A 26,011-nucleotide genomic window follows, 5' to 3' on the forward strand; every position below is an offset into this window, starting at 1 on the left:
GGCTTTGCGAATAACTGTAAGTGGAGTCCCCAATGTCCGATCAAAGCCGCCAGATGACCCCCGAAGAAGCCGCCGAGTTTGCCGAACAGGTTTTCAACAAGGCGCGTGAGGGCGATGCGGCCATGATGGCTGCGCTGCTGACCAAAGGCCTGCCGCCGAACCTGCGCAATCACAAGGGTGACACCTTGCTGATGCTGGCTGCTTACCACGGCCATGTGGAAACCGTGAAAGTCCTGCTCGAACACAAGGCCGATCCGGAGATCCGCAACGACAACGGCCAGAGCCCGATTGCCGGCGCGGCGTTCAAGGGTGACCTGGCGGTGGTCAAGGCGTTGGTTGACGGTGGTGCGCTGGTGGAAGGGGCGTCGTTCGACGGCCGCACGGCGTTGATGATGGCGGCCATGTTCAACCGCGTGGAAATCGTTGATTACCTGATCAGCAAAGGGGCCGATCCGAAGGCCAAGGATGCCAATGGAGTGTCTGCGCTGGATGCTGCGAAAACGCTGGGTGCGGTGGATACCACGGCGCAGCTGGAAAAGCTGCTGGGCTGATTGGCGCACCTGCGGGAGCGGGCTTGCTCGCGAAGGCGGCCTGCCAACCGACCGGGCTCTTCAGCCGTACGCGTTTTCCGTCCTTGCTGCGGTTACCTCATTCCGGACACGTACACAGCTCCCCTGTAGGAGCTGACTTGCCGGCGATAGCGGTGGGTCAGTCAACTTATTTATTGGCCGCACGGACGCCATCGCCGGCAAGCCAGCTCCTACAGTTGATATGTGTGGGGGCCAAGTACCGCGTCCGCGTGTAGATGCCGTGCCGTTACCGCAGAAACGGATTTGCACACAAACCCTCTCAATAAACCCAAACCTCAACTCGCCGATTCTTGATCCGCCCCTCATCCGCACTGTTGGCCGCCACCGGCATCTCGGCGCCAAAGCCACGAATCTCGCGAAACACCACGCCGCTTTTCACCAGCTCCCGCCGCACCGCCATCGCCCGCAGTTTCGACAGCAGATCGGCCCGCGCCGGATCGCTCTTGGCATCGCCAAACCCCACCAGCGCCACCTGTCGGTTGGTTTTCTGATTCTGCTGCAGGTAATCGAGCACCCGCGTCAGGTCCTGTCGGGCCTTGTTGTCCAGCGTTGCGCTGCCTTCTTCGAAACGAAAATTCACGGTCAAGCGCTGGGCGTGGCGGCTGAGTGCCTGATAACCCTCGGGCATCAATGCATTCGGCGTAACGGCCATCGCCTGCACGGTCTGGGCAATAAACCCGTTGGCCGCGACGATGGCCTGGCCGTTGCTGCTTTGCGCAAACGCCACCAACGCCTCGGCCCAGGGATTTTTGCCGTTGGGCGGCAGGTAAAAGAACAGCCGTCGCGACAACGGATAGTCTTCCGTGGCGATCACGCTGTTGAGCGGCGGCATAGCCTGGGATTGGCCATCGACGATCGCCACGGCTTTGGCCTGGCGCACGTAGGGCAGACCGATGAAGCCGATGGCTTGCGGGTCGAGGCTGACCGCGTCGGACAATTGTTCGCTGGATTCGAAGCGTTTCGCCGCGCTGTTCAGCGTTTTCCCACGACGGCTGAGGACGACTTCCTTAAAGGTGTCGTACGTGCCCGATTGGTCGTCCCGCGCATACAGGTGAATGTTCCCACCGCTGCCGCCGAGTTCTTCCCAGGTTTTCGCTTCGCCGCTGAAGATTTGCGCCAGTTGTTCGGTGTTGAGCTGGTTCAGCGGGTTTTGCGGATGAAGGATGATTGCCAGGCCATCAATGGCGATGACCTGCTCGGCGCCGGGGCTTTTCAGGTCGCCGAGGGATTTGAGGGCCAGCAGTTCGCTGTCCTTGATTGGACGCGAAGAGGCGGCGAGGTCCGCCGTGGCGTTTTTCAGGGCGGTGAAACCGGTGCTGGAACCGTGGGCCGCGATGTCCACCACGACCCGCCGGCCCTGAGCGGTTTCGCCGACCACCCGCAGTTCGTTGGCGGTGTCCGGGATTTCGCTGTGCACTTTGAGCAAGCCTTGCTCGCGCATCAAACCTTCGACCAGCGCCGGGCCCAATGCCGCGCCGATGGTGTTGGAACCCTGGATGCGCAGCACCGGCCCCTGTTTGGGCGTCGGTAAGTCACCGGCCGACGCGGTGATGGGCAGCCCGGCGCACAGCATCAACAGGAAGAAAGCGCGCAGGGTCATGCCGGCACCTTATAAAGCCAAAGAGAGTGCCGAGAGATTAAGTCAGTAAAGTTTCCGAAAGATGACAGTTGCTAATGTGGGAGCGATCTCGCTCCCACAGTTGATCTATGTCGCCAGGTAGGGATCAGCTCAACTCAAGCCAGATTGGCGCGTGGTCCGACGGTTTTTCCATCCCGCGCAGTTCGTAATCCACGCCGGCATCCTTCACCCGTGGCAACAAACCGTGGGACGCCATGATCACGTCGATCCGCAACCCGCGCTTCGGTTCATCCTCAAAGCCACGGCTGCGATAGTCGAACCAACTGAAGCGGTCGGCCACGTCCGGGTTCAGGTGGCGGAAGCTGTCCACCAGGCCCCAGTTCTTCAGGCGCGCCATCCACTCGCGTTCTTCCGGCAGAAAGCTGCATTTGCCGGTTTTCAGCCAGCGTTTCATATTGTCCGGGCCGATGCCGATGTCGCAGTCTTCCGGGGAAATGTTCACATCGCCCATCACCACCAGCGCCTGTTCGTTGTTGAACTGACTTTCCAGCAAGTGTTGCAGATCGTTGTAGAAGCGTTCCTTGGCCGGGAACTTGGTCGGGTGGTCACGGCTTTCACCCTGTGGGAAATAGCCGTTCATGATGGTCACCGGCACGCCATTGGCGTCGGCGAAGGTGCCCCAGATAAAGCGCCGCTGAGCGTCCTCTTCGTCGGTGACGAAGCCCTTGTGCAGCTCCAGCGGATCCTTGCGCGAGAGCAGGGCGACACCGTAGTGACCCTTTTGCCCGTGGAAATACACGTGATAGCCCAGCGCCTGAACCTCGGCCAGCGGGAACTGATCGTCGTGGACCTTGGTTTCCTGCAGGCCGATCACGTCCGGCTGATGTTTTTCGATCAGCGCCGCCAGCTGATGCGGGCGAGCGCGCAGCCCGTTGATGTTGAAGGAGACGATCTTCATGGTCGGCAGTCCTGGCAAAAGGGCGATGCTAGCTGACCTGTGGGAATCGGGCCAGTGTGGGGTGAGGGGATTCGTTGTGTTCTGTCAGATCTTTGTTGGCTGCTCGGGCCTCTTCGCGGGCAAGCCCGCTCCCACAGGTTCAATAGCGTTCGCAGACTTTGTGTACGACACGGACACTGTGGGAGCGTGGCTTGCCCGCGAAGAGGCCAGTTCAGTCGATGAAGATCCTGACTTTGGTCTATACCTGTCTGGGGAACTGTGAAGCCACCCATACGCTCGTACCAATAAGAGCGCAGCCACCCGAGCCGCGCCGGGGAGAATGACCGTTATGCCCGAAACCTCGACCGCCATCGCCGATATCCACATGCTCGACAGCGGCTATTCTCGCGAAGCCCGCTCCCTGTTGTACCAGGCCTACCGCCACGAGCCGACCTTCGGTTACCTGTTCGAAGCCGAACGTCCCGGTTATGAACAGCGGGTCCGTGCCACCGTGCGTGAACTGGTCAAACAACACTTTCTTCAGGACTTGCCGGCCATTGGCCTGCTGGTCAACGACCGTTTGATCGGCATCGCCCTGATCGCGCCGCCGCAACGACGCCTGGGCATTACCGAGAGTTGGGCCTGGCGCTTGCGCATGGTGCTCAGTACCGGGTTTCGCTGCACCCGTCGCTACCTCGAATACCACGACGCGGTGATGGCCTGCGTGCCGTCCGACGCGGTGCATCTGTTGCCGTTGCTGGGGATTCATCCGCAGTTCCAGGGCAAGCACTTCGGCGAGCAACTGCTGCAAGCGGTGCACAACTGGTGCGCGGTCGATGAACACTCTGAAGGTGTAGTCCTCGATACCGGGAATCCGCGTTATCTGGAGTTTTATAAACGTCAGGGCTATGAGGAAATCGGCGAGGTTGCCGTAGGACCGATCCGCGAGCACGTGTTTTTTCATGCCAATCCGCAGCTGCTGCAAACCGCCTCGGCATAAACGGTAGAACTTTCGCGGGGCGCGAGGCTCTATCACGCTCCCAAGCTCGTGATAGCATCCGCGCCTATGAAGTTTCCAGGAAGAATTACCAGTGGCGTGCTGATGCTGATCACCAGCTGCACGGCGCTGGCGCAAAGTGAATTGGATGTGCGGATCAAACCGTCCAACGATGAACTGAAGGCCAATATAGAGGGCTATATCGGCAGCCTCGGCGATCGTGACGAAGAAGCCTTGTTGCGCTTCAGTCGTGGCGCCGAAGAACAGGCGCGCAAGGCCGCCCAGGCCTTGGGTTACTACCAGCCACAGATCGACACGGACGTGAAGGGCGGCAAGACCCCACGCCTGGTCATGAACATCGATCCCGGCGAGCCTGTGCATTTGCGCAATGTCACTGTTCGCATCGACGGCCCAGCGGCCTCCCTCAAAGCCTTTCGTGTGCCGAAAAGCGCCGCGCTGAAAACCGGCGCGGTGCTCAATCATGGCCGCTACGAAGACGCCAAGCGGTTGATTCAGAACCAGGCTTCGCGTTACGGGTTCTTCAGTGGCTATTTCACCAGTCAGAAATTGGCGGTCGACCCTCGAGCCGGTGTCGCGGACATCGAACTGATCTACAACAGCGGCCCGCGTTATACCCTGGGTAAAGTCAGTTTTGAAGGCGATACACCGTTCGACGAGGAGTTGCTGCAACGCATGGTGCCATTCAAGTCGGGTGCGCCGTATGACTCCGAACTGATCGCCGAACTCAATCAGAACCTGCAATCGAGCGGCTATTTCGAAGGCGTGCGCGTCGACGCCGCGCCGACGGCGTCCAAGAATGATGTGATCCCGGTGGACGTCAAACTCGAAACCCGCAAGCCACGGACCATGGGCCTCGGTTTGGGTTTTTCCACCGACGTCGGCCCACGGGTCAAGGCCAACTGGACCCGGCACTGGGTCAATCCCCAGGGCCACAGCTATGGTTGGGAGACCGAAGTCTCGGCACCGCGGCAGAACGTCGGGGTGTTCTACGACATTCCACTGGACCCGCCGCTGACCGACAAACTGCGCTTCGCCGGTGGTTATCAGAGCGAAGAAATTGCCGACAAGGACAGCCTGAGCAAGCTGCTGACCCTCGGCCCCGAATGGCACAGCAAGTTGCCCAGCGGCTGGCAGCGGGTGGTGTCGCTGAAATGGCAGCGCGAAGAATATCGACTCGGCGATGACTCGGGGCTGAGCAATCTGCTGATGCCCGGCGTCAGCTATTCCTATCTGAAAAGCGACAACCGCATCGACCCGCACAACGGTTATCGCCTGCAATTCGAAAGCAAAGTCGCCAAGGAAGGCGTGGGCTCCGACACCAATCTGGTTTACGGCACGGCGCTGGTCAAAGGCCTGACCACGGTCTTTGATAAACACCGCTTCCTCGGCCGGGTGCAGGTGGGCGGCAGCGCCACCAATGGCTACAAATCGGTGCCGCCATCACTGCGCTTCTTCGCCGGTGGCGATCAGAGCGTGCGCGGTTACGACTACCAGAGCCTGTCCCCGGAAAACTCCGACGGCGACCGCATCGGTGGCCGCTACATGATTGCCGGCAGTGTCGAGTATCAATATTCCATCGCCGAAAAATGGCGGGTTGCGACGTTTCTCGACCAAGGCAACTCCTTCAACAAACTCGAACTGCCTGAGCTCAAGACCGGTGTGGGTATCGGCGTGCGCTGGGTGTCACCGGTGGGGCCGATTCGCCTCGACCTGGCCCACGCGCTGGATGACGACGGCGGTATTCGACTGCATTTTTCCATGGGGCCTGAGCTGTGACGCGTGGTTTGAAAGTAACGCTGCTGGCGATTCCGGCGCTGCTGATGCTGGTGCTGGTGACCGTGACCACGGTGCTGGGCACGGCGACGGGCAGCCGTTGGGCGCTCGGCTTTGTACCGGGTTTGAGCGTCGAGAATTTCCAGGGGCGACTAGGCGGGCAGTGGAGCGCGGACCATTTGATCTGGCAGCAAGACACCAGTCGGGTTGAGCTGGATAAAGTGATTTTCGCCTGGTCGCCGTTGTGCCTGATGCGTATGGCCCTGTGCATCGACCAGTTGAAGGCCGATCAGGTCAGCCTGCAGTTTCCGCCGGGCCCCGAAGAAGAAAGCAGCGGACCGATCACGTTGCCGGATCTGAAATTGCCGTTGGCGATCGAGCTGGGCGATGTGCAGGTCGGCAGCCTGCTGTTCAACGGCAGCGAAGAATTCAAAGGCCTGCAATTGGTGGCGCACTGGACCGCGCAAGGTTTGCAGATCGATTCCGTGCAACTGCAACGTGACGAGCTGAGCCTGAACCTGTCCGGCCTGCTGCAACCCAGCGGTAACTGGCCGCTTAAAGCCGAGGGCAAACTGACTTTACCGGCCCCCGAGCCTTGGGCGCTGGCGCTGAAAATCGACGGCGACCTGCTGAAAACCTTGAAGCTTACCGCCGACAGCAGTGGTTACCTGAACGGCCAACTGACCGGCGAATTGCAACCGCTGGTGGACAACCTGCCGGCCAAAGTGCGGATCACCGCCGACGGCTTCAAACCCAGCGCCGATTTGCCAGACACGCTGCAACTCAATCAGCTTGAATTGACCGGCGACGGTGACCTTAAAAACGGTTACCAGTTGCGCGGCAACGCCACGCTGCCTGCCGAGCAAGGCCCGGTTGCACTGATGCTGCAAGGCAAAGTCGACGCCAGCGGCGCGCAGGTCGCCGCACTGGACCTGACCGCCAACGACAAACAAAGCCTCAAGCTCACCGGCGTTCTGGACTGGAGCAAAGGCCTGAATGCCACTGCGAAAGTCGACTGGCTGGACTTCCCCTGGCACCGGCTCTATCCGCTGATCGACGAACCGGAAGTGGCGTTGCGTAGCTTCAGCGGCGAAGTCTCCTACACCGACGGCCAATACCTCGGCAACTTCACAGCCGCGCTGGATGGCCCGGCCGGGGCGTTCAGTCTGAGCAGCCCGTTCGCCGGCGACCTGACAAAAATCTACCTGCAACAAATCCAGCTCCAAGCCGGGCAGGGTAAGGCCGAAGGGCACCTGAACCTGCAATTCGCCGATGGCATTGCCTGGGACACGGCGCTGGACCTCTCGGCAATTAACCCGGCGTACTGGGTCGCGGAATTGCCGGGGACCCTGGCCGGACCGTTGCGCAGCAAAGGCGAGCTGAAGAATGAACGGCTCAGCCTGAGTGCAGACCTCGATCTGAAAGGCAAACTGCGCGGTCAACCGGCGGTTCTGCAAGCCAAGGCCGATGGCAGCGGCGAGCAATGGAACCTCAGCGCGCTGCAAATCCGCCTCGGTGACAACATCATCACCGGCAAGGGCAGCCTGCAACAGAAACTCGCCGGTCAGATCGACATCAAGCTGTCGCGCCTGGCCCAGCTCTGGCCGCAATTGCGTGGTCAACTCAACGGCCGCGTCGATGTCGCTGGCACGCTCAGGGCGCCACAAGGCAAGCTCGGGCTGCAAGGCACGCAACTGGCGTTCGAGGACAATCGCCTGCAAAGCCTCAACCTCGACGCCACCCTCGACAGCGCGCAACGGGCGAAAATCGATCTCAAGGGCAGCGGCATTCGGGCTGGCGACACCACGCTGGGCACGCTGACCGCCAGCGGTCAGGGCGATATCAAACAGCAGAAACTGGCGCTCGATCTGCAAGGCCCGCAACTTAAACTGGCCCTCGGACTCGATGGCAATCTGGACAAAGGTAACTGGCGCGGACGTCTGGCCAGTGGCGATATCCAGGCCGGCGGCCAGGACTGGAAGCTGCAAAGCCCGGCGAAACTCGAACGGCTGGCGGACGGCAAAATCAACTTCGGCGCCCATTGCTGGATGTCCGGCCCGGCCAGTCTGTGCGGCGAAGACCAGCGCCTGATGCCGGAGCCGAAGCTGCGTTACCACCTCAAGCAATTCCCGATTGAAAGCCTTGCACAATGGCTGCCGAAGGACTTCGCCTGGCAGGGCCGGCTCAACGCCGACCTGCAGCTGGACCTGCCGGCCAGCGGCCCGAACGGCCAGATCAGCCTCGATGCCAGCGGCGGTACCCTGCGCATCAAGGACAAGGATCAGTGGCTGGACTTCCCCTACCAGACCCTGAAACTCACCAGCAAACTCACGCCCAAGCGCATCGACACCGACCTCAATTTCGTCGGCGGTAAACTCGGTGAATTGAGTGTCCAGGCGCAAATCAATCCGCTGCCGAAGAACAAACCGCTGAGCGGCGCGTTCCGTCTCAATGGCCTCGACTTGTCCGTGGCGCGACCGTTTGTGCCGATGGTCGAGAAACTGACCGGGCGCTTGAATGGCAACGGCACGATCGCCGGCACGCTGATGGCGCCGTTGGTGAACGGCAATCTGCTACTCAGCGACGGTGAAGTCTCCGGGCCTGAGCTGCCGATGGAAATTGAGGCGTTGCAGCTTCAAGCGCTGATCGCCGGTGAAACGGTGCAGTTGAACGGTGGCTGGAAAAGCGGCAAGAGCGGGCAGGGCAGCTTGACCGGCAGCATCGCCTGGGGTCAGGCGCTGGTGGTCGATCTAGCGCTCAAAGGCACGCAGTTGCCAGTCACGGTCGAACCGTACGCCAAGCTCGAAGTCGCGCCGGACTTGAAGATTTCGATGAAGGACGAGGAGCTGGCCATCGCCGGCAAAGTGCGGGTGCCGAAAGGCGAAATCACCGTACGCGAGTTGCCGCCGTCGACGGTAAAAGTGTCCGATGACACGGTGATCATCGGCCAGCAAACCGAAGAGGGCAAACCGCCGTTGGCGATGAAAATGGACATCGACGTGGTGGTCGGCGAGGACAAACTCAGCTTCGCCGGGTTTGGCCTGACCGCCAACCTGCAAGGGCATGTGCACATCGGCGACAACATGGACACCCGCGGCGAGCTGTGGCTCAACGACGGGCGTTACCGGGCCTATGGCCAGCGGCTGACGGTGCGTCGGGCGCGCTTGCTGTTTGCCGGGCCGATCGATCAGCCGTACCTGGACATCGAGGCGATTCGCCAGACCGACGACGTCATCGCCGGTATTCGCCTGAGCGGCAGCGCCGAGCAGCCGACCACGCAGATTTTCTCCGAACCGGCGATGAGTCAGGAGCAGGCCTTGTCTTATCTGGTGCTCGGGCGTCCGCTGAGCACCACCGGTGAAGACAACAACATGCTGGCGCAGGCCGCGCTGGGGTTGGGTTTGATGGGCAGTTCCGGGGTCACCGGCAAACTGGCCAGCGATCTGGGGATCCAGGATTTCCAGCTCGATACCGAAGGCAGCGGCAACACCACAAGTGTGGTCGCCAGCGGCAATATCTCCGAGAAACTCAGCCTGCGTTATGGCGTGGGTGTGTTTGAGCCGGCCAACACCATTGCCTTGCGCTACAAGCTGAGCAAGAAGGTGTACCTCGAAGCGGCGGGTGGCGTTGCCAGTTCGCTGGATATCTTCTACAAGCGGGATTTCTAGACCCCGTCCCTCCAGAAAAACCGAGTCGATTGCATCGCCGGCAAGCCGGCTCCTACAGAAACCGCAAGATCAACGCGGACCCTGTAGGAGCCAGCTTGCTGGCGATAGCAATGGAACAACCGCCGCAAATCCCCCCTGTCGAAAAGCCATTTATCCGCCAAATACAAAGCAACCTAACTATTACGTTGACATTCGCTGCCTAGGCAGTAACATCTCGATATACATTCTCTGCCTAGGCAGCTAATTGGTGATCAGATGAAACATTTCACCCCGGACGAATTCAAGAACTGCCATCTCGGCCTCCTGCTCGGGCGCGCTGCGCTGCTCAAGGACCGGATCATCGACACGCACATGGAACCTCACGGCATCACTGCCGCGCAGTTCAAAGTGCTGATCATCATGGCTCAGTTCGGTGTTGATACCCCGGCCGAGCTGTGCCGTCACCTGTCGCTCGACAGTGGTTCGATGACCCGCATGCTCGATCGTCTGGAGCAGAAAGGTTTCCTCGCCCGCCAACGCTCGGAAGCGGACCGCCGTCAGGTGCAGCTTGTGTTAACTGAGCAAGGCCAACAGTTGGCTGACCGCCTGCCGGAAATCGGCGCAGACGCAATGAACGAACTGGCCGGCGCCATCACTCCCGAAGAGCTGAGCACCCTGGAACAGATCCTGAAGAAAATTTTGGTGGCAGCCGGTGACTCGATCACGCTGCTGCGGGTAGGTGACAAATGAGCAGCAAAACCCTGCGTGCCGGCCTGAGCCTGGTGCTCGCGGCCATGACCCTGGCCGGTTGTGCCAGCTACAGCGGCCTGACCACCGAAGGCAAAAGCCTCGATGCGAAAACCCTCAAGGCCGGACAATCCCTCAGCGGCGTGACCCTGTCGCCCGCGGCCTGGCCGAAAAGCGACTGGTGGAAAAGCCTCGGCGACCCACAGCTCGACGGTCTGATTCGCGAAGCGTTGCACGACAGCCCCGACATGCAGATCGCCGACGCCCGCGCCCATCAGGCCAGCGCCGCCGCGTATGCCGCCGATGCTGCGCGGATGCCGACCCTGGATGCCAGCGCCGGTGTCAGCCGTTCGCGTCTGGCGCGAGATCAAGACCCGAGGGGCGAGGGCGATGCCTACTCCACCGTGCGTAACATCGGCGCCAGTTTCAATTACAACTTCGACCTTTGGGGCGGTCAGCGTGATGCCTGGGAGGCCGCGTTGGGTCAGGCCCGGGCTGCCGAAGTCGACCAGCAAGCGGCGCAATTGACCTTGTCCGCCGACGTTGCCCGCGCTTATAGCGATCTGGGACAGGCGCATATCGTTCACGACCTGGCCCAGGAAGACCTCAAGCGTACAAAGCAAATGCTCGACTTGAGCCAGCGTCGCCTGAGCTCCGGCATCGACAGCCAATACCAGTTCCAGCAAACCGAAAGTCTCGAAGCCACCTCCGAAGCCAGCCTGATCGACGCCGAAAAACGCCTGCAAAGTGCAAAAATCGCCCTGGCGGTATTGCTTGGCAAAGGTCCGGATCGCGGCAATGACATCGCCCGGCCGAAGGTTCTTCAGGCCAGCGCTGTCGCGTTACCGTCGGTCCTGCCCGCCGAATTGCTCGGTCGGCGCCCGGATCTGGTGGCCGCGCGCTGGCGGGTCGAGGCAGCGAGCAAGAACATCGACGCCGGCAAGACCCGGTTCTATCCCAACCTCAACCTCAGCGCCGCAGCCGGTGCCGAATCGTTGTTGGGCGACGCGATGTTTGGTTCGGCCAGTCGATTCTTCAACATTGCACCGACAATCTCTGTGCCGATTTTCGACGGCGGCCGCCTGCGCGCCGACCTCGATGCCCGCGACGCCGATTACGACCTCGCGGTGGCGCAGTACAACAAAAGCCTGGTGAAAGCCCTCGGTGATGTCAGCGACACCATCAACCAGTTGCGCGATATCGGCCGGCAGATCGGCGCTCAGCAACACGCGACCGACATTGCTCAGGATTCTTACAACACCGTGGTCCAGCGGTACGGTTCCGGCATCGGTAACTACCTGGACGTGCTCAGCATCGAGCAGCAATTGCTCCAGGCCCAGCGTCAGCTGGCCAACCTGAATGCCGAGCAGATCGACTTGTCGATCCAACTGATGCAAGCGCTGGGCGGCGGTTTTCAGGGCGACACCCTGACCGCGGCCAACGCAACCCCAGCCACGCAGCACAACTAATTCAAGGTAATGGTCATGGCCACTGCAGAAAACACACAAACCCCGGACAACACTCCCGATTCCAGCAACCCTCGCAAACGCAAGGTCATGTTGGTTGTTCTGGCCATCGTGGTGATTCTTGCCGGCATCGGCGTCTGGGGTTATCACGAGTTCTACGGGCGCTGGAATGAGAGTACCGACGACGCTTATGTGAACGGCAACGTGGTGGAAATCACCCCGCTGGTCACCGGCACCGTGGTCAGCATCGGCGCCGATGACGGCGACCTGGTCCATGAAGGTCAGGTGCTGGTCAACTTCGACCCTAACGACGCCGAAGTCGGTCTGCAAAGTGCCCAGGCCAATCTGGCGCGCACCGTGCGTCAGGTTCGCGGCTTGTACAGCAACGTCGACGGCATGAAAGCCCAGGTCAACGCCCAGCAGGCCGAAGTGCAGAAAGCTCAGGACAACTTCAACCGGCGGAAAAATCTCGCGGCTGGCGGGGCGATTTCCCAGGAAGAACTGTCCCACGCTCGCGACGACCTGACCTCGGCGCAAAACGCCCTGGCCAATGCGAAGCAGCAACTGAAAACCACCAGCGCCCTGGTGGATGACACCGTGGTGTCGTCGCACCCGGACGTGATGTCGGCCGCCGCGCAATTGCGCCAGGCGTACCTGAACAACTCGCGCAGCACCTTGATTGCACCGGTGACCGGTTACGTCGCCAAGCGCTCGGTACAACTCGGTCAACGGGTCCAGCCGGGCACCGCGCTGATGGCGGTGATTCCGCTGGATCAGCTATGGATCGACGCCAACTTCAAGGAAACCCAGCTGCGTGACATGCGCATCGGCCAACCGGTGGACATCGAAGCCGACCTGTACGGCAGCGACGTGAAATTCAGCGGCACCATCGACAGCCTCGGCGCCGGCACCGGCAGCGCGTTTGCCCTGCTGCCGGCGCAGAACGCCACCGGTAACTGGATCAAGATCGTGCAGCGGGTACCGGTGCGGATTCACATCAACGCCGAAGAACTGGCCAAACACCCGTTGCGGGTGGGCCTGTCGACTCAGGTCGACGTGAACCTGCGTGACCAGAGCGGCCCGGTGCTGGCGCAACAGCCGCCGCAAAAGGCTTCGTTCAGCACCAACGTCTACGACCGTCAGTTGGCCGAAGCCGACGCCATGATCACGCAGTTGATCCACGACAACAGCGCAGCGGTCAGCAAAACCGTGCAGCGTTGATTCGCCATGACACCGACCCTGTGGGAGCGGGCTTGCCCGCGATGACGGCGCAACATTCAACGCACATGTCGAATGTGAATCCGCTATCGCGGGCAAGCCCGCTCCCACAGGGTCCGGCTGCGTCCTTAAGGGGCGCAGCACCCATCAGGTTTCAAAGGATTCGCGATGAGCAATAACGCGTCTTTCACCCCGCCCAGCCTGCTACTCAGCACCATCGGCCTGTCGCTGGCGACCTTCATGCAAGTGCTCGACACCACCATCGCCAACGTGGCGTTGCCGACGATTTCCGGCAACCTGGGCGTGAGTTCGGAGCAGGGCACTTGGGTGATCACTTCGTTTGCGGTGAGCAACGCCATCGCGCTGCCGCTGACCGGTTGGCTCAGCCGCCGGTTCGGTGAAGTGAAGCTGTTTCTCTGGGCGACGATTCTGTTCGTGCTGGCCTCGTTTCTCTGCGGTATCTCGACCTCGATGCCGGAGCTGATCGGCTTTCGGGTGCTGCAAGGTCTGGTGGCCGGGCCGTTGTACCCAATGACCCAGACGCTGCTGATCGCGGTCTATCCGCCGGCGAGGCGTGGCATGGCCCTGGCGTTGCTGGCGATGGTCACGGTGGTGGCGCCGATTGCCGGTCCGATTCTGGGTGGCTGGATTACCGACAGCTACAGCTGGCCGTGGATCTTCTTCATCAACGTGCCGATCGGGGTTTTCGCAGTCATGGTCGTGCGTTCGCAGCTCAAGGCGCGGCCGGTGGTGACCAGTTACCAGCCGATGGATTACGTCGGTCTGATCACGTTGATTATCGGCGTCGGCGCGTTGCAGGTGATCCTCGACAAGGGCAACGACCTCGACTGGTTCGAGTCGAACTTCATCCTCATCGGCGCGGCCATTTCCGCAATTGCGCTGGCGGTCTTCGTGATCTGGGAAATGACCGACAAACACCCGGTGGTCAACTTGCGGTTGTTTGCGTATCGCAACTTCCGCATCGGCACGATTGTGCTGGTGTTGGGTTACGCCGGGTTCTTCGGGATCAACCTGATCCTGCCGCAATGGCTGCAAACCCAGATGGGCTACACGGCAACGTGGGCCGGGCTGGCGGTGGCGCCGATCGGGATTTTGCCGGTACTGATGTCGCCATTTGTCGGCAAGTACGCGCATAAGTTCGACCTGCGGCTATTGGCGGGCCTGGCGTTCCTGGCGATTGGCCTCAGCTGCTTCATGCGCGCCGGGTTTACCAACGAGGTGGACTTCCAGCACATCGCTCTGGTGCAACTGTTCATGGGCATTGGCGTGGCGCTGTTCTTCATGCCGACCTTGAGCATTTTGATGTCGGACCTGCCACCGAGCCAGATCGCCGACGGCGCGGGCCTCGCGACCTTCCTGCGGACGTTAGGCGGCAGTTTTGCGGCGTCGTTGACCACATGGATCTGGATTCGCCGGGCGGACCAGCATCATGCCTATATGAGCGAAAGTATCAGCACCTACGAGCCGGCGACCCGCGAGGCTCTGAATGCGCTGGGCGGTGCCAGCAACCCGGCGTATGCACAGCTCGATCATGTGCTGACCAGTCAGGCGTACATGCTCTCCACCGTGGATTACTTCACGTTGCTGGGGTGGGCGTTCATGGGATTGATCGTGCTGGTGTGGCTGGCGAAACCGCCGTTCGCGGCGAAGGCGGGGCCAGCGGCCAGCGGCCACTAATCCAAACACAGTCCCCGTGGGAGCGGGCTTGCTCGCGAAGGCGTCCTGTCAGTCAACATCTATAACAACTGACACACCGATTTCGCGAGCAAGCCCGCTCCCACAATGGGATCTGTGGTGGTCTGTCAGTTCGTGGGGGCTGCCAGTTGTGGCGGCGGGGCGAAGTCGAAGGGGGCCAGCGCAAACCCTTGCTCATCCACTTGCAACGCCCAACCCTGACGATCCCAATCCCCCAGCACAATGCGCTTGGCCGCTTGCTCGCCAATCTGCAACTTGTGGATGGCCGGGCGATGGGTGTGCCCGTGGATCAGGGTTTTCACGCCGTAGGCCTGCATGACCCGTGGCACTTCGTCCGGCGTGACATCGACGATGTCATTGGCCTTCATCCGCGTCTGCGCTCGGCTTTCGCTGCGCAGCTTGCGCGCCAGCTTATGGCGGGTGCGCAAGGGCAGGTGGCGCAGGATGAACAGGGTGATCGGGTTGCGCAGGTAGCGACGCAGCTTCATATACGCTTCGTCGCGGGTGCAAAGGCTGTCGCCGTGCATCAAGAGCACCGGCTCGCCGTTGAACTGCACGACACTCGGATCCTTCAGCAATGTACAGCCGGCCTGCTTGCAGAAGGCCTGGCCGATCATGAAGTCGCGATTGCCGTGCATCAGAAAAATCGCCGTGCCGCTGTCGCTGAGGTCGCGCAGGGCCTGGCAGATGGAACGCTGGAAGGGGGTCATGGCATCGTCGCCAATCCACGCCTCGAAAAAGTCGCCCAATATGTACAGCGCACTCGCCGAGCGGGCGCGTCCGGCGAGCAAATCCAGAAACGCCCGGGTGATGTCCGGGCGCTCCTCTTCCAGATGCAAGTCTGAAATCAGCAGTATCACTCAATGATCTCGGCTTTCTCGATGATCACGTCGTCTGCTGGCACGTCCTGGTGGCCGGACTTGGAAGTGGTGGAAACACCTTTGATCTTGTCGACCACGTCGGTGCCGGCAACGACTTTGGCAAATACCGCGTAGCCCCAGCCTTGGGTGGTCTTGGCGCTGTGGTTGAGGAAGCTGTTGTCAGCGACGTTGATGAAGAACTGCGCGGAAGCCGAATGCGGTTCCATGGTACGAGCCATGGCCACGCTGTACTTCTCGTTCGGCAGACCGTTGTCGGCTTCGTTCTGGATGCTTGGGCGCTTGTCTTTCTTTTCTTTCATGCCTGGCTCGAAACCGCCGCCCTGGATCATGAAGTTGCCGATGACGCGGTGGAAAACGGTGTTTTCGTAGTGACCGGCTTTGACGTATTCGATGAAGTTGGCAACGGTCAGCGGTGCCTTTTCAGCGTTCAGTTCCAGGACGATGTCGCCGTGGTTGGTGGTCAATTTGACTTGGGTCATGATCGGGGACTCTTTTTAGGTAATGCGTTTTCTGGGAATTCGTGGGTTTCGGGGCTGTCGAGCCCTCAACCGGTCCGGCCGATGTCGGCCAAGGTGCGCAGTTTAGCGCGACAGACGCCAATTTCGAGGCTGTTTTTCATTTGCACCCGATTAAATGCAACCGTTTTCGGGCCTGTACTGTCAGCGGCTTGACGGCATCGGCTATGATAGCGGCTTTGTTTTGTCAGGCCTTTCGTTCCGGCCACGCACTAGTACGTCCAAGGATCCTATGAGCAAGCCCACTGTCGACCCTACCTCGAATTCCAAGACCGGCCCTGCCGTGCCGGTCAATTTCCTGCGCCCGATCATCCAGGCGGACCTGGACTCGGGTAAGCACACGCAGATCGTTACCCGTTTCCCGCCTGAACCCAACGGTTACCTGCACATCGGTCACGCCAAGTCGATCTGTGTGAACTTCGGTCTGGCCCAGGAATTTGGCGGCGTCACCCACTTGCGTTTCGACGACACCAACCCGGCCAAGGAAGACCAGGAATACATCGACGCGATCGAAAGCGACATCAAATGGCTGGGCTTCGAATGGTCCGGTGAAGTGCGCTACGCCTCGCAGTATTTCGACCAGTTGCACGACTGGGCCGTCGAGCTGATCAAGGCCGGCAAAGCCTACGTCGATGACCTGAGCCCGGAACAGGCCAAGGAATACCGCGGCAGCCTGACCGAACCGGGCAAGAACAGCCCGTTCCGTGACCGCTCCGTGGAAGAAAACCTCGACTGGTTCGCCCGCATGAAGGCCGGCGAATTCCAGGACGGCGCACGCGTGCTGCGGGCCAAGATCGACATGGCCTCGCCGAACATGAACCTGCGCGACCCGATCATGTACCGCATCCGTCACGCGCACCACCACCAGACGGGCGACAAGTGGTGCATCTACCCGAACTACGACTTCACCCACGGTCAGTCGGACGCCATCGAAGGCATCACCCACTCGATCTGTACCCTGGAATTCGAAAGCCATCGTCCGCTGTACGACTGGTTCCTTGACGCCTTGCCAGTGCCGGCGCACCCGCGTCAGTACGAGTTCAGCCGCCTGAACCTCAACTACACGATCACCAGCAAGCGCAAGCTCAAGCAACTGGTCGATGAAAAGCACGTGTTTGGCTGGGATGACCCGCGCATGTCGACCCTGTCGGGCTTCCGCCGTCGCGGCTACACGCCGGCGTCGATCCGTAATTTCTGCGGTATGGTCGGCACCAACCGTTCCGACGGCGTGGTCGACTTCGGCATGCTTGAATTCAGCATCCGTCAGGACCTCGATGCGAACGCTCCGCGCGCCATGTGCGTGCTGCGTCCGTTGAAGGTCGTGATCACCAACTACCCGGAAGACAAGGTCGAGAACCTCGAACTGCCGCGTCATCCGCAGAAAGAAGAACTGGGCGTGCGCAAGCTGCCATTCGCCCGTGAAATCTACATCGACCACGATGACTTCATGGAAGAGCCGCCAAAAGGCTACAAACGCCTGGAGCCGAACGGCGAAGTGCGTCTGCGCGGCAGCTACGTGATCCGCGCCGACGAAGCGATCAAGGACGCCGATGGCAACATCGTAGAACTGCGTTGCTCGTACGACCCGGAAACCCTGGGCAAGAACCCTGAAGGCCGCAAGGTCAAAGGCGTGGTGCACTGGGTGCCGGCTGCGGCCAGCGTCGAGTGCGAAGTGCGTTTGTACGATCGCCTGTTCCGCTCGGCCAACCCTGAGAAGGCCGAAGACAGCGCCAGTTTCCTGGACAACATCAACCCTGACTCGCTGCAAGTGCTGACTGGTTGTCGTGCTGAACCCTCGCTGGGCAATGCACAGCCGGAAGACCGTTTCCAGTTCGAGCGCGAAGGTTACTTCTGCGCGGATATCAAGGACTCGAAACCCGGTCATCCGGTGTTCAACCGTACCGTGACCTTGCGTGATTCGTGGGGCCAGTGATTCAAGGAACCTCTAACGTGCTTTCGATCTACAACACGCTCACCAAGAGCAAAGAAGTCTTCAAACCGCTGGATGGCAATAATGTGCGCATGTATGTCTGCGGGATGACCGTGTACGACTACTGCCACATTGGCCACGGCCGCAGCATGGTTGCGTTCGACCTGGTGACCCGCTGGTTGCGGTTCAGCGGTTATAACCTGACTTATGTGCGCAATATCACCGACATTGAAGACAAGATCATCAATCGGGCCAAGGAGAACGGCGAGCCGTTCGACGTGCTGACCGAGCGAATGATCACCGCGATGCACGAGGACGAGGCGCGCCTCAACATCCTCAAGCCGGACATGGAACCGCGGGCCACCGATCACATCGCTGGCATGCAGACCATGATCCAGACCCTGATCGACAAGGGTTACGCCTACGCCCCGGGCAATGGCGACGTGTACTACCGCGTCGCCAAGTTCATGGGCTACGGCAAGCTGTCGCGCAAGAAAATCGAAGACCTGCGCATCGGTGCGCGCATCGAAGTCGACGAGTCCAAGCAGGACCCGCTGGACTTCGTGCTGTGGAAAAGCGCCAAGCCGGGCGAACCGAGCTGGCCTTCTCCTTGGGGCGACGGGCGTCCGGGCTGGCACATCGAATGCTCGGTGATGTCGACCTGCTGCCTCGGCGAGACCTTCGACATTCATGGCGGCGGCAGCGACCTCGAGTTTCCGCACCACGAAAACGAAATCGCCCAGAGCGAAGCGGCCACTGGCAAGACCTACGCCAACGCGTGGATGCATTGCGGCATGATTCGCATCAATGGCGAGAAGATGTCCAAGTCCTTGAACAACTTCTTCACCATTCGCGACGTGCTGGAAAAGTACCACCCGGAAGTCGTGCGTTACCTGCTGGTGTCGAGCCACTACCGCAGCGCGATCAACTACTCGGAAGACAACCTCAAGGACGCCAAAGGCGCACTCGAGCGTTTCTACCATGCGTTGAAAGGCCTGCCGAGCGTGGCCCCGGCTGGCGGCGAAGCCTTTGTCGAGCGCTTCACCCAGGTGATGAACGACGACTTCGGCACGCCGGAAGCCTGCGCGGTGCTGTTCGAGATGGTGCGCGAGATCAACCGTCTGCGCGAGAGCGATCTTGATGCGGCGGCGGGTTTGGCAGCGCGCTTGAAGGAGCTGGCCAGTGTGTTGGGCGTGTTGCAGCTTGAGGCGGATGACTTCCTGCAGGCCGGTGCTGAAGGGCGGGTTGATGCGGCTGAAGTTGATGCGCTGATTGCGGCTCGCCTGAATGCTCGTGCGAATAAAGACTGGGCCGAATCCGACCGTATCCGCGACCAGCTCACCGCCATGGGCGTGGTGCTGGAAGATGGCAAGGGCGGTACGACCTGGCGTCTGGCTGACTGATTGCTTCGAATGCTGCAAAACAAAACCCGCCTTGTGCGGGTTTTTGTTTTTTGGGGCTGGCGCAAGTGCCGCGGTGTCCCTGCGGGCCCAATCGCTGGCAAGCCAGCTCCTACAGTGATCGCGTCGTACACATCAATCGCGAACGACTCAACCCTGTAGGAGCCAGCTTGCTGGCGATTGACCGCGAAGCGCTCAGCTTTCCGATTGGCGCAGACGTTTATACAAGGTGTTCCGACTCACACCCAACCGCCGCGCCAAATGCGAGATATTCCCCCCAGCCGCCTGCAACTGCCGATTCAAATCCTCGGCATCATTCAAATCCACCGCCTGGGTTTGCGCCGAATCCACCGGCTCCATCTCCAGATCAACAAAGAAATCATCCGGCAAATGCTCCGGCCGCACCGGTTGTTCCTCGGCCATGGCCAGCGCCACCTGCATCACGCTGCTGACCTGGCGCAAATTCCCCGGCCACGGATGACGGCTGAACAACTCCATCACCTCACGGCTCAGCCCGGCCCACTGCGACGGTTCGCGATGCTGCTCCCACAACCGTTTGAACAACGCCTGTTTATCACTGCGTTCGCGCAGCGGCGGCAATTCCAGGGTCAGACCACCGATCCGGTAATAAAGGTCTTCGCGAAACCGCCCCAACTGCACCTGCTCGCGCAACGAGCGATTAGTCGCCGAGATAATGCGAATGTCCACTGCAAACAGCTCGCTGCTGCCGACCGGTTGCACGCAGCGCTCCTGCAACACCCGAAGTAGGCGAGCCTGAGTCGGAAGTGGCATGTCGCCGATTTCATCCAGAAAGAGAGTGCCTTTGTCCGCTTTGCGAATCAGTCCGATGCTGCCTTTTTGATTGGCTCCGGTGAACGCGCCTTTTTCGTAGCCAAACAGCTCGGATTCCACCAGTTCGGCGGGGATCGCTGCACAATTGACGGCAATGAACGGCTGTTTGCTGCGAGAGCTGGCCTGATGCAGCGCTTTGACGAACACTTCCTTGCCGACCCCGGTTTCGCCGTGGATCAACAGCGGAATGTCTTTCTCCAGCAAGCGCTCGGCCTGGCGCACGGCTTTTTCCACACGGCTGTCGCCGAAGTGCAGGGTATTGAGGCTGATTGCTGCGGGTTCGGCGCTCTTGGGTTCAGGGCTCTTGGTTTCCGAGAACAGTCGTGCCTGAATCGGTGCCTGTTTCGGCCGTCTCAACAGACATTGGAAGCGGTTGCGCCCGGAAGTCTGGAGGGAGAAAGGCAAGCCATCCGGCTGATTCAGCAGTTCCAGCAACGAGACCTTGAACAGACTCTCGACACTCACCCGCGACAGACTGATGCCCAACAGATTGTCAGCGCGGCGGTTGGCTGAGAGCACTTGGCCGGTTTCATCGAAAATCAACAATCCGGCCCATTGGCTGTCGAGGTTGTTCAACCCGGTGTTGAACGTCAGTTGAAAATGCTGGCCGTGGAATAGATTGAGGATCAGCCGGTTTTCCACGGTCTGACTCATCATCTTGACCATGCCGAGGGTGTGGGACGGCGGCAGGTAACTGTCGCTGGACACATCCAGCACCGCGATGACCTTGCGTTCGGCATCGAAAATCGGTGCGGCGGAACCGGTCATGAACCGGTTGGCCTTGAGGAAATGTTCATCGTGCTCGATATGCACCGCTTGCTCGCAGGCCAGCGCGGTGCCGATTGCATTGGTGCCGCTGCAGCGCTCTACCCAGCTTGCGCCGGCGCTGAAGCCTCGGGTCAGGTTCGGCTCGATGAAGCGCTGGGTGCCCCATGAGGTCAGGACCTGGCCCTGATTGTCGGCGAGCATGATCAGGCAATTGGAGTTGCTGAGGATGTTTTCGTAATAGGGCAGGACTTCCTGATGGGTGGTCTGCACCAGTGAATGCTGGCTTTCCAGCAGCTGCGCGATGTCCGCCGCCGGTAGCTGGTCGAACGCCGGGGCGCTCTGATGATCGAGACCGAACGCACGGCAACGGGACCAGGAGTCCTGGATGATGGCGTCGTGGGAGAGCTTTGATGCCGGTTCGGCCATGGCAGTCGATCTCTGAGCTTTTATTGTTTTTATGGGTTTTGCACATCACGCTGAATTTCGCACGCGATGGTTCTGGCACGCCACGCATTTGTAGGAGCCGGCTTGCCGGCGATGGCGATTTTGAGGAGGCCAGCGCCGGCAAGCCGGCTCCTACAGTGATCGTGAACAGTCCATAGAGTGTTGTTCACTATTGTTCATTGTCAACGGGCGAATTGTTCAATTGTTCAATCACGGTTGTTCATTTTTGTTCAGCTACGAAAGCGGTTTCGTCACTGTTTCAATGATTTCTTAACCAGATCAATAATTTGCAATTTCTGGCACGAAACTCGCTCTACTGCTCCGGTCGCTTGACTCCAATAATAAAAAGGCCGAGCCATGTCACTCACTCTGGAGCACGTCAGCCGCACCGTCGAGGGCCAGACCTGGATCGACGATGCGTGCCTTAGTTTTGAACCCGGATCTTTCAACGTTTTGCTCGGACGCACGCTGTCCGGCAAAACCAGCCTCATGCGCCTGATGGCGGGCCTGGACAAGCCCGACAGCGGTCGCATCCTGATGAACGGCGTCGATGTCACTCAGCGCCCGGTGCGCTTGCGCAACGTGTCGATGGTCTATCAGCAGTTCATCAACTACCCGACCATGACGGTGTTCGAAAACATCGCCTCGCCGTTGCGCCAGGGCGGCGTTTCCAACGAACTGATCCAGAGCAAAGTGCTGGAAACCGCCAAGATGCTGCGCATCGAGAAGTTTCTCCAGCGTTATCCGCTGGAACTCTCCGGCGGCCAGCAACAGCGCACGGCGATGGCCCGGGCGCTGGTCAAGGACGCCGAGCTGATCCTCTTTGACGAGCCGCTGGTCAACCTCGACTACAAGCTGCGCGAAGAACTGCGCCAGGAAATGCGCGAGCTGTTCAAGGCGCGTCACACCATCGCTATCTACGCCACCACCGAGCCCAACGAAGCGCTGGCGCTCGGTGGCACCACGACCATTCTTCACGAAGGCCGGGTGATCCAGAGCGGCACGGCTCCGGAGGTCTACCACCAGCCGCAAACCGTGCTGGCGGCAGAACTGTTCTCCGAACCGCCGATCAACCTGATGCCCGGACGCATCGCGGGCAACGAAGTCAGCTTCGCCAATTTCGTGCACTTCCCGTTAAACGTGGATTTGCGCCCGGTGGGTGAGGGCGAGTTCCGCTTCGGCGTGCGTCCAAGCCACATCTCGCTGGTGCCGAGCAACGACGATGACCTCGAACTGGCGGTGACCGTCGAGGTCGCCGAAATCAGCGGTTCGGAAACGTTCCTGCATGTGCGTAATGAGCATTTCCTGTTGGTGCTGCACTTGTCCGGCGTGCACGAATACGACGTCGATGCGCCAATCCGCATCTACATTCCGACCCATAAATTGTTTGTGTTCGATGCGCAGGGGCGGCTGGTCCAGGCGCCCGGTCGCCGTATCGCGAGGGTTGCCTGATGGCCGAAATCCGTTTGCAGAACCTCGCCCACAGTTACACGCGCACGCCGAGCGGCCCCGAGGATTATGCGATCCGCGAAATGGACCACATTTGGGAGCAGGGCGGTGCCTATGCCTTGCTCGGTCCTTCGGGTTGCGGCAAGTCGACCTTGCTCAACATCATTTCCGGGTTGCTCAGCCCGTCCCAGGGCCATGTCCTGTTCGATGGCAAAGCGGTCAACGACCTGACCCCGGAGAAGCGCAACATCGCCCAGGTTTTCCAGTTTCCGGTGGTCTACGACACCATGACGGTGTTCGACAACCTGGCGTTTCCGCTGCGCAATCAGGGCATGGCCGAAGCGAAAATTCACAGCAAGGTGCAGGAAATTGCCGAGGTCCTTGACCTTCAGGCGCTGCTGAGCAAGAAGGCGCGCAACCTCACCGCTGACGAAAAGCAGAAAGTCTCGATGGGCCGCGGGCTGGTGCGCGATGACGTCTCGGCCATCCTGTTCGATGAACCGCTGACGGTGATCGACCCGCACTTGAAGTGGAAGCTGCGGCGCAAGCTCAAGCAGATCCACGAGCAGTTCAACATCACCATGGTCTACGTCACCCACGATCAACTCGAAGCCTCGACCTTCGCCGACAAGATTGCGGTGATGTACGGCGGGCAGATTGTGCAATTCGGCACGCCACGGGAATTGTTCGAGCGGCCGAGCCACACCTTTGTCGGCTATTTCATCGGCAGTCCGGGGATGAACCTGATCGAGGTGCAGACGCAACCGGGTGGCGTCGGTTTCGCATCGACGCATTTGCCCTTGTCTGACGCACAACTGCAACGCATCGCCGAATCCGAATGGAAAACCCTGAAAGTCGGCATCCGTCCGGAGTTCGTGCACGTGTGGGACGAACCGTTTGACGACGCGATGCAGGCACAGGTCGTACACGTCGAAGACCTCGGCACCTACAAGATCATGACCTTGAACCTCGACGGTGTGCCGTTGAAAGTGCGCCTCGCCGAAGACAAACCGGTGCCGCAAGGCACGGCGTACATCAGCTTTCCAGCGCAATGGTTGATGGTCTATGCCGACGATTACCTCTTGGAGGTGCAGCCATGAACAAGGTGCAGAACAACAAGGCCTGGTGGCTGGTGTTACCGGTGTTTTTGCTGGTGGCGTTCAGTGCGGTGATCCCGATGATGACCGTGGTCAACTATTCGGTGCAGGACATTTTCGATCAGTCCAGTCGCTACTTCGTCGGCGCCGACTGGTACAAACAGGTGTTGCTCGACCCACGGCTGCACGATTCGCTGCTGCGCCAGTTCATTTACTCCGGCTGCGTGCTGCTGATCGAAATCCCGCTGGGCATCGCCATCGCCCTGACCATGCCGACCAAGGGTCGCTGGTCTTCACTGGTGCTGATCATTTTGGCGATTCCGCTGCTGATTCCATGGAACGTGGTCGGCACCATCTGGCAGATTTTCGGCCGGGCCGACATTGGCTTGCTCGGTTCGAGCCTCAATGCGATGGGCATCAACTATAACTATGCAGCCAACACCATGGACGCCTGGGTCACGGTGCTGGTGATGGACGTGTGGCACTGGACCTCGTTGGTGGCGCTGTTGTGTTTCTCCGGGTTGCGGGCGATTCCGGACGTGTACTACCAGGCTGCGCGGATTGATCGCGCATCGGCCTGGGCGGTGTTCCGGCACATCCAGTTGCCCAAGCTCAAAAGCGTGCTGTTGATCGCGGTGATGCTGCGGTTCATGGACAGTTTCATGATCTACACCGAGCCGTTCGTGCTCACGGGCGGCGGACCGGGGAATGCCACGACATTCCTCAGCCAGACCCTGACGCAAATGGCCATCGGCCAGTTCGACCTCGGCCCGGCGGCGGCTTTCTCGCTGGTGTACTTCCTGATCATCCTGTTGGTGTCCTGGCTGTTCTACACCGCCATGACTCACTCTGACGCCAACCGCTGAGGCCCATCATGAGCAAGAGAAAGCTGATTCCACTGCTGATCTACATCCTGTTCCTGCTGGTGCCGATCTACTGGCTGCTGAACATGTCCTTCAAGAGCAACACCGAAATCCTCAGCGGCCTGACGCTGTTTCCGCAGGATTTCACCTTCGCTAACTACAAGGTGATCTTCACCGATCCGGCCTGGTACACCGGTTACCTCAACTCGCTGTATTACGTGAGTCTGAACACGGTGATCTCGCTGAGCGTGGCGTTGCCGGCGGCGTACGCGTTCTCGCGGTATCGCTTTCTCGGCGACAAGCACTTGTTCTTCTGGCTGCTGACCAACCGCATGGCACCGCCGGCGGTGTTTCTGTTGCCGTTCTTCCAGCTGTACTCATCGATCGGTCTGTTCGACACCCATATCGCGGTGGCGTTGGCGCATTGCTTGTTTAACGTGCCGTTGGCGGTGTGGATTCTTGAAGGCTTCATGTCGGGCGTTCCGAAGGAAATCGACGAAACCGCCTACATTGATGGCTACAGTTTTCCCAAGTTCTTCGTGAAGATTTTCGTCCCGCTGATTGGCTCGGGTATCGGTGTGACGGCGTTCTTCTGCTTCATGTTTTCCTGGGTCGAGCTCTTGCTGGCGCGGACGCTGACCTCGGTCAACGCCAAGCCGATTGCGGCGGTGATGACCCGAACCGTCTCGGCCTCCGGCATCGACTGGGGCGTGCTGGCAGCGGCGGGGGTGTTGACCATCCTGCCGGGCATGCTGGTGATCTGGTTTGTTCGCAACCACGTGGCCAAGGGCTTTGCCCTCGGTCGGGTATGAGGAACTGATGATGGAATGGATGAGCTGGACTGTCCCTACCGCGGCGTTCTTCATCGTCATTGGCCTGATTCTGGTGGGCATGACGACCTGGGAACTGCGTTCGCCGAGCGTTCTTCGGCGTGGTTTGTTGCCGATTGCCACCACCCGTGGCGATCGGCTGTTTATCGGTCTTCTCGGCAGCGCCTACCTGCATTTGCTGGTAATCGGCGTCACCGACTGGAGCATCTGGGTCGCGTCCGCGTTGTCCCTGGTGTGGCTGTTGGCTGTGATGCGTTGGGGCTAGTCGAATCGCTCGGCAATGTTGCTCCG

20 protein-coding genes are annotated in these 26,011 nt (G+C 60.2%); 15 read left to right on the forward strand and 5 right to left on the reverse strand.

The genetic code is table 11. From position 1 onward, the window contains the following. The first annotated feature begins 32 nt into the window (after positions 1-32). Entirely contained in the window at positions 33-551 is a 519-nt protein-coding gene (locus ACI77H_RS07920) for an ankyrin repeat domain-containing protein (RefSeq protein WP_150631104.1), read from the forward strand. 298 nt (positions 552-849) lie between these two features. On the opposite strand, the gene ACI77H_RS07925 is transcribed toward ACI77H_RS07920, so the two are convergent. After that, on the reverse strand, positions 850-2,190 hold the full coding sequence (locus tag ACI77H_RS07925) for a substrate-binding domain-containing protein (RefSeq protein WP_407011347.1): 1,341 nt from the start codon (positions 2,188-2,190) through the stop codon (positions 850-852). A gap of 124 nt (positions 2,191-2,314) precedes the next feature. Further along, a complete protein-coding gene (gene xthA, locus ACI77H_RS07930; RefSeq protein ID WP_407011349.1) occupies positions 2,315-3,127 on the reverse strand; it encodes an exodeoxyribonuclease III in 813 nt (270 codons plus the stop codon). Positions 3,128-3,455: 328 nt separating this feature from the next. Between xthA and ACI77H_RS07935 the strand changes: the two genes are divergently transcribed. From ACI77H_RS07935 to ACI77H_RS07965, 7 genes are all read left to right on the forward strand, one after another. Then, positions 3,456-4,106 (forward strand): GNAT family N-acetyltransferase, encoded by a 651-nt coding sequence (locus ACI77H_RS07935; RefSeq protein WP_407011350.1) that lies wholly within the window; start codon positions 3,456-3,458, stop codon positions 4,104-4,106. Between the two features lie 66 nt (positions 4,107-4,172). Continuing rightward, positions 4,173-5,900 carry an autotransporter assembly complex protein TamA gene (locus ACI77H_RS07940; protein ID WP_407011351.1) on the forward strand — a complete coding sequence of 576 codons (1,728 nt, stop codon included), beginning with the start codon at positions 4,173-4,175 and terminating at the stop codon, positions 5,898-5,900. After that, positions 5,897-9,565 carry a translocation/assembly module TamB domain-containing protein gene (locus ACI77H_RS07945; protein ID WP_407011352.1) on the forward strand — a complete coding sequence of 1,223 codons (3,669 nt, stop codon included), beginning with the start codon at positions 5,897-5,899 and terminating at the stop codon, positions 9,563-9,565. The genes ACI77H_RS07940 and ACI77H_RS07945 overlap by 4 nt, the downstream gene beginning before the upstream one ends. 255 nt (positions 9,566-9,820) lie before the next feature. After that, complete coding sequence (locus tag ACI77H_RS07950) at positions 9,821-10,294, forward strand: MarR family winged helix-turn-helix transcriptional regulator (protein ID WP_407011353.1); 474 nt, start codon at positions 9,821-9,823, stop codon at positions 10,292-10,294. Then, on the forward strand, positions 10,291-11,760 hold the full coding sequence (locus ACI77H_RS07955) for an efflux transporter outer membrane subunit (RefSeq protein ID WP_407011354.1): 1,470 nt from the start codon (positions 10,291-10,293) through the stop codon (positions 11,758-11,760). The genes ACI77H_RS07950 and ACI77H_RS07955 overlap by 4 nt, the downstream gene beginning before the upstream one ends. Positions 11,761-11,775: 15 nt before the next feature. Next, entirely contained in the window at positions 11,776-12,978 is a 1,203-nt protein-coding gene (locus ACI77H_RS07960) for an efflux RND transporter periplasmic adaptor subunit (protein ID WP_407011355.1), read from the forward strand. Positions 12,979-13,143: 165 nt separating this feature from the next. Further along, entirely contained in the window at positions 13,144-14,673 is a 1,530-nt protein-coding gene (locus ACI77H_RS07965; RefSeq protein ID WP_407011357.1) for a DHA2 family efflux MFS transporter permease subunit, read from the forward strand. A 125-nt stretch (positions 14,674-14,798) separates the two neighbouring features. Here the strand turns inward: ACI77H_RS07965 and lpxH are convergent, their stop codons facing one another. Both lpxH and ACI77H_RS07975 read right to left on the reverse strand, forming a co-directional pair. Then, the gene (lpxH, locus tag ACI77H_RS07970) at positions 14,799-15,551 is read right to left on the reverse strand and encodes a UDP-2,3-diacylglucosamine diphosphatase (RefSeq protein ID WP_407011358.1); all 753 of its coding nucleotides are present in this window, start codon (positions 15,549-15,551) and stop codon (positions 14,799-14,801) included. Then, on the reverse strand, positions 15,548-16,051 hold the full coding sequence (locus tag ACI77H_RS07975) for a peptidylprolyl isomerase (RefSeq protein ID WP_150631115.1): 504 nt from the start codon (positions 16,049-16,051) through the stop codon (positions 15,548-15,550). The genes lpxH and ACI77H_RS07975 overlap by 4 nt, the downstream gene beginning before the upstream one ends. A 268-nt stretch (positions 16,052-16,319) precedes the next feature. Here ACI77H_RS07975 and ACI77H_RS07980 point away from each other — a divergent pair, with 268 nt between their 5' ends. Both ACI77H_RS07980 and cysS read left to right on the forward strand, forming a co-directional pair. Further along, complete coding sequence (locus ACI77H_RS07980; RefSeq protein ID WP_407011359.1) at positions 16,320-18,020, forward strand: glutamine--tRNA ligase/YqeY domain fusion protein; 1,701 nt, start codon at positions 16,320-16,322, stop codon at positions 18,018-18,020. A gap of 17 nt (positions 18,021-18,037) precedes the next feature. Continuing rightward, positions 18,038-19,420, forward strand: coding sequence for a cysteine--tRNA ligase (gene cysS, locus ACI77H_RS07985; RefSeq protein WP_407011360.1), 1,383 nt, complete (start codon positions 18,038-18,040; stop codon positions 19,418-19,420). Between the two features lie 192 nt (positions 19,421-19,612). Here cysS and ACI77H_RS07990 read toward each other — a convergent pair whose 3' ends face one another. Then, the gene (locus tag ACI77H_RS07990) at positions 19,613-21,463 is read right to left on the reverse strand and encodes a sigma-54-dependent Fis family transcriptional regulator (RefSeq protein WP_407011361.1); all 1,851 of its coding nucleotides are present in this window, start codon (positions 21,461-21,463) and stop codon (positions 19,613-19,615) included. Positions 21,464-21,838: 375 nt separating this feature from the next. Between ACI77H_RS07990 and ACI77H_RS07995 the strand changes: the two genes are divergently transcribed. From ACI77H_RS07995 to ACI77H_RS08015, 5 genes are read left to right on the forward strand one after another with little or no spacing between them, the layout of a single operon-like run. Further along, on the forward strand, positions 21,839-22,933 hold the full coding sequence (locus ACI77H_RS07995) for an ABC transporter ATP-binding protein (protein ID WP_407011362.1): 1,095 nt from the start codon (positions 21,839-21,841) through the stop codon (positions 22,931-22,933). Next, positions 22,933-24,030: an ABC transporter ATP-binding protein gene (locus ACI77H_RS08000; RefSeq protein ID WP_407011363.1), complete on the forward strand. Its 1,098-nt coding sequence runs from the start codon at positions 22,933-22,935 to the stop codon at positions 24,028-24,030. The genes ACI77H_RS07995 and ACI77H_RS08000 overlap by 1 nt, the downstream gene beginning before the upstream one ends. Next, on the forward strand, positions 24,027-24,893 hold the full coding sequence (locus tag ACI77H_RS08005; RefSeq protein ID WP_008032762.1) for a carbohydrate ABC transporter permease: 867 nt from the start codon (positions 24,027-24,029) through the stop codon (positions 24,891-24,893). The genes ACI77H_RS08000 and ACI77H_RS08005 overlap by 4 nt, the downstream gene beginning before the upstream one ends. 8 nt (positions 24,894-24,901) lie before the next feature. Next, entirely contained in the window at positions 24,902-25,702 is an 801-nt protein-coding gene (locus ACI77H_RS08010) for a carbohydrate ABC transporter permease (protein WP_017339615.1), read from the forward strand. A 10-nt stretch (positions 25,703-25,712) separates the two neighbouring features. Beyond that, positions 25,713-25,985 carry a DUF2160 domain-containing protein gene (locus tag ACI77H_RS08015; protein WP_392890280.1) on the forward strand — a complete coding sequence of 91 codons (273 nt, stop codon included), beginning with the start codon at positions 25,713-25,715 and terminating at the stop codon, positions 25,983-25,985. Positions 25,986-26,011: the final 26 nt, after the last annotated feature.

Source organism: Pseudomonas sp. O230 (assembly GCF_045447035.1).
Lineage (GTDB): Bacteria > Pseudomonadota > Gammaproteobacteria > Pseudomonadales > Pseudomonadaceae > Aquipseudomonas.

Excerpts from the sequence above, each read along its gene's own strand:
- ACI77H_RS07980 (WP_407011359.1), top strand. The coding sequence starts at position 16,320 with ATGAGCAAGCCCACTGTCGACCCTACCTCGAATTCCAAGACCGGCCCT.
- ACI77H_RS07995 (WP_407011362.1), top strand. The coding sequence starts at position 21,839 with ATGTCACTCACTCTGGAGCACGTCAGCCGCACCGTCGAGGGCCAGACC.
- ACI77H_RS07920 (WP_150631104.1), top strand. The coding sequence starts at position 33 with ATGTCCGATCAAAGCCGCCAGATGACCCCCGAAGAAGCCGCCGAGTTT.
- ACI77H_RS07960 (WP_407011355.1), top strand. The coding sequence starts at position 11,776 with ATGGCCACTGCAGAAAACACACAAACCCCGGACAACACTCCCGATTCC.
- ACI77H_RS08000 (WP_407011363.1), top strand. The coding sequence starts at position 22,933 with ATGGCCGAAATCCGTTTGCAGAACCTCGCCCACAGTTACACGCGCACG.
- ACI77H_RS07990 (WP_407011361.1), bottom strand. The coding sequence starts at position 21,463 with ATGGCCGAACCGGCATCAAAGCTCTCCCACGACGCCATCATCCAGGAC.
- ACI77H_RS08015 (WP_392890280.1), top strand. The coding sequence starts at position 25,713 with ATGGAATGGATGAGCTGGACTGTCCCTACCGCGGCGTTCTTCATCGTC.
- ACI77H_RS07925 (WP_407011347.1), bottom strand. The coding sequence starts at position 2,190 with ATGACCCTGCGCGCTTTCTTCCTGTTGATGCTGTGCGCCGGGCTGCCC.
- xthA (WP_407011349.1), bottom strand. The coding sequence starts at position 3,127 with ATGAAGATCGTCTCCTTCAACATCAACGGGCTGCGCGCTCGCCCGCAT.
- ACI77H_RS07955 (WP_407011354.1), top strand. The coding sequence starts at position 10,291 with ATGAGCAGCAAAACCCTGCGTGCCGGCCTGAGCCTGGTGCTCGCGGCC.
- ACI77H_RS08005 (WP_008032762.1), top strand. The coding sequence starts at position 24,027 with ATGAACAAGGTGCAGAACAACAAGGCCTGGTGGCTGGTGTTACCGGTG.
- ACI77H_RS07965 (WP_407011357.1), top strand. The coding sequence starts at position 13,144 with ATGAGCAATAACGCGTCTTTCACCCCGCCCAGCCTGCTACTCAGCACC.
- ACI77H_RS07975 (WP_150631115.1), bottom strand. The coding sequence starts at position 16,051 with ATGACCCAAGTCAAATTGACCACCAACCACGGCGACATCGTCCTGGAA.
- ACI77H_RS08010 (WP_017339615.1), top strand. The coding sequence starts at position 24,902 with ATGAGCAAGAGAAAGCTGATTCCACTGCTGATCTACATCCTGTTCCTG.
- ACI77H_RS07940 (WP_407011351.1), top strand. The coding sequence starts at position 4,173 with ATGAAGTTTCCAGGAAGAATTACCAGTGGCGTGCTGATGCTGATCACC.
- ACI77H_RS07950 (WP_407011353.1), top strand. The coding sequence starts at position 9,821 with ATGAAACATTTCACCCCGGACGAATTCAAGAACTGCCATCTCGGCCTC.
- ACI77H_RS07935 (WP_407011350.1), top strand. The coding sequence starts at position 3,456 with ATGCCCGAAACCTCGACCGCCATCGCCGATATCCACATGCTCGACAGC.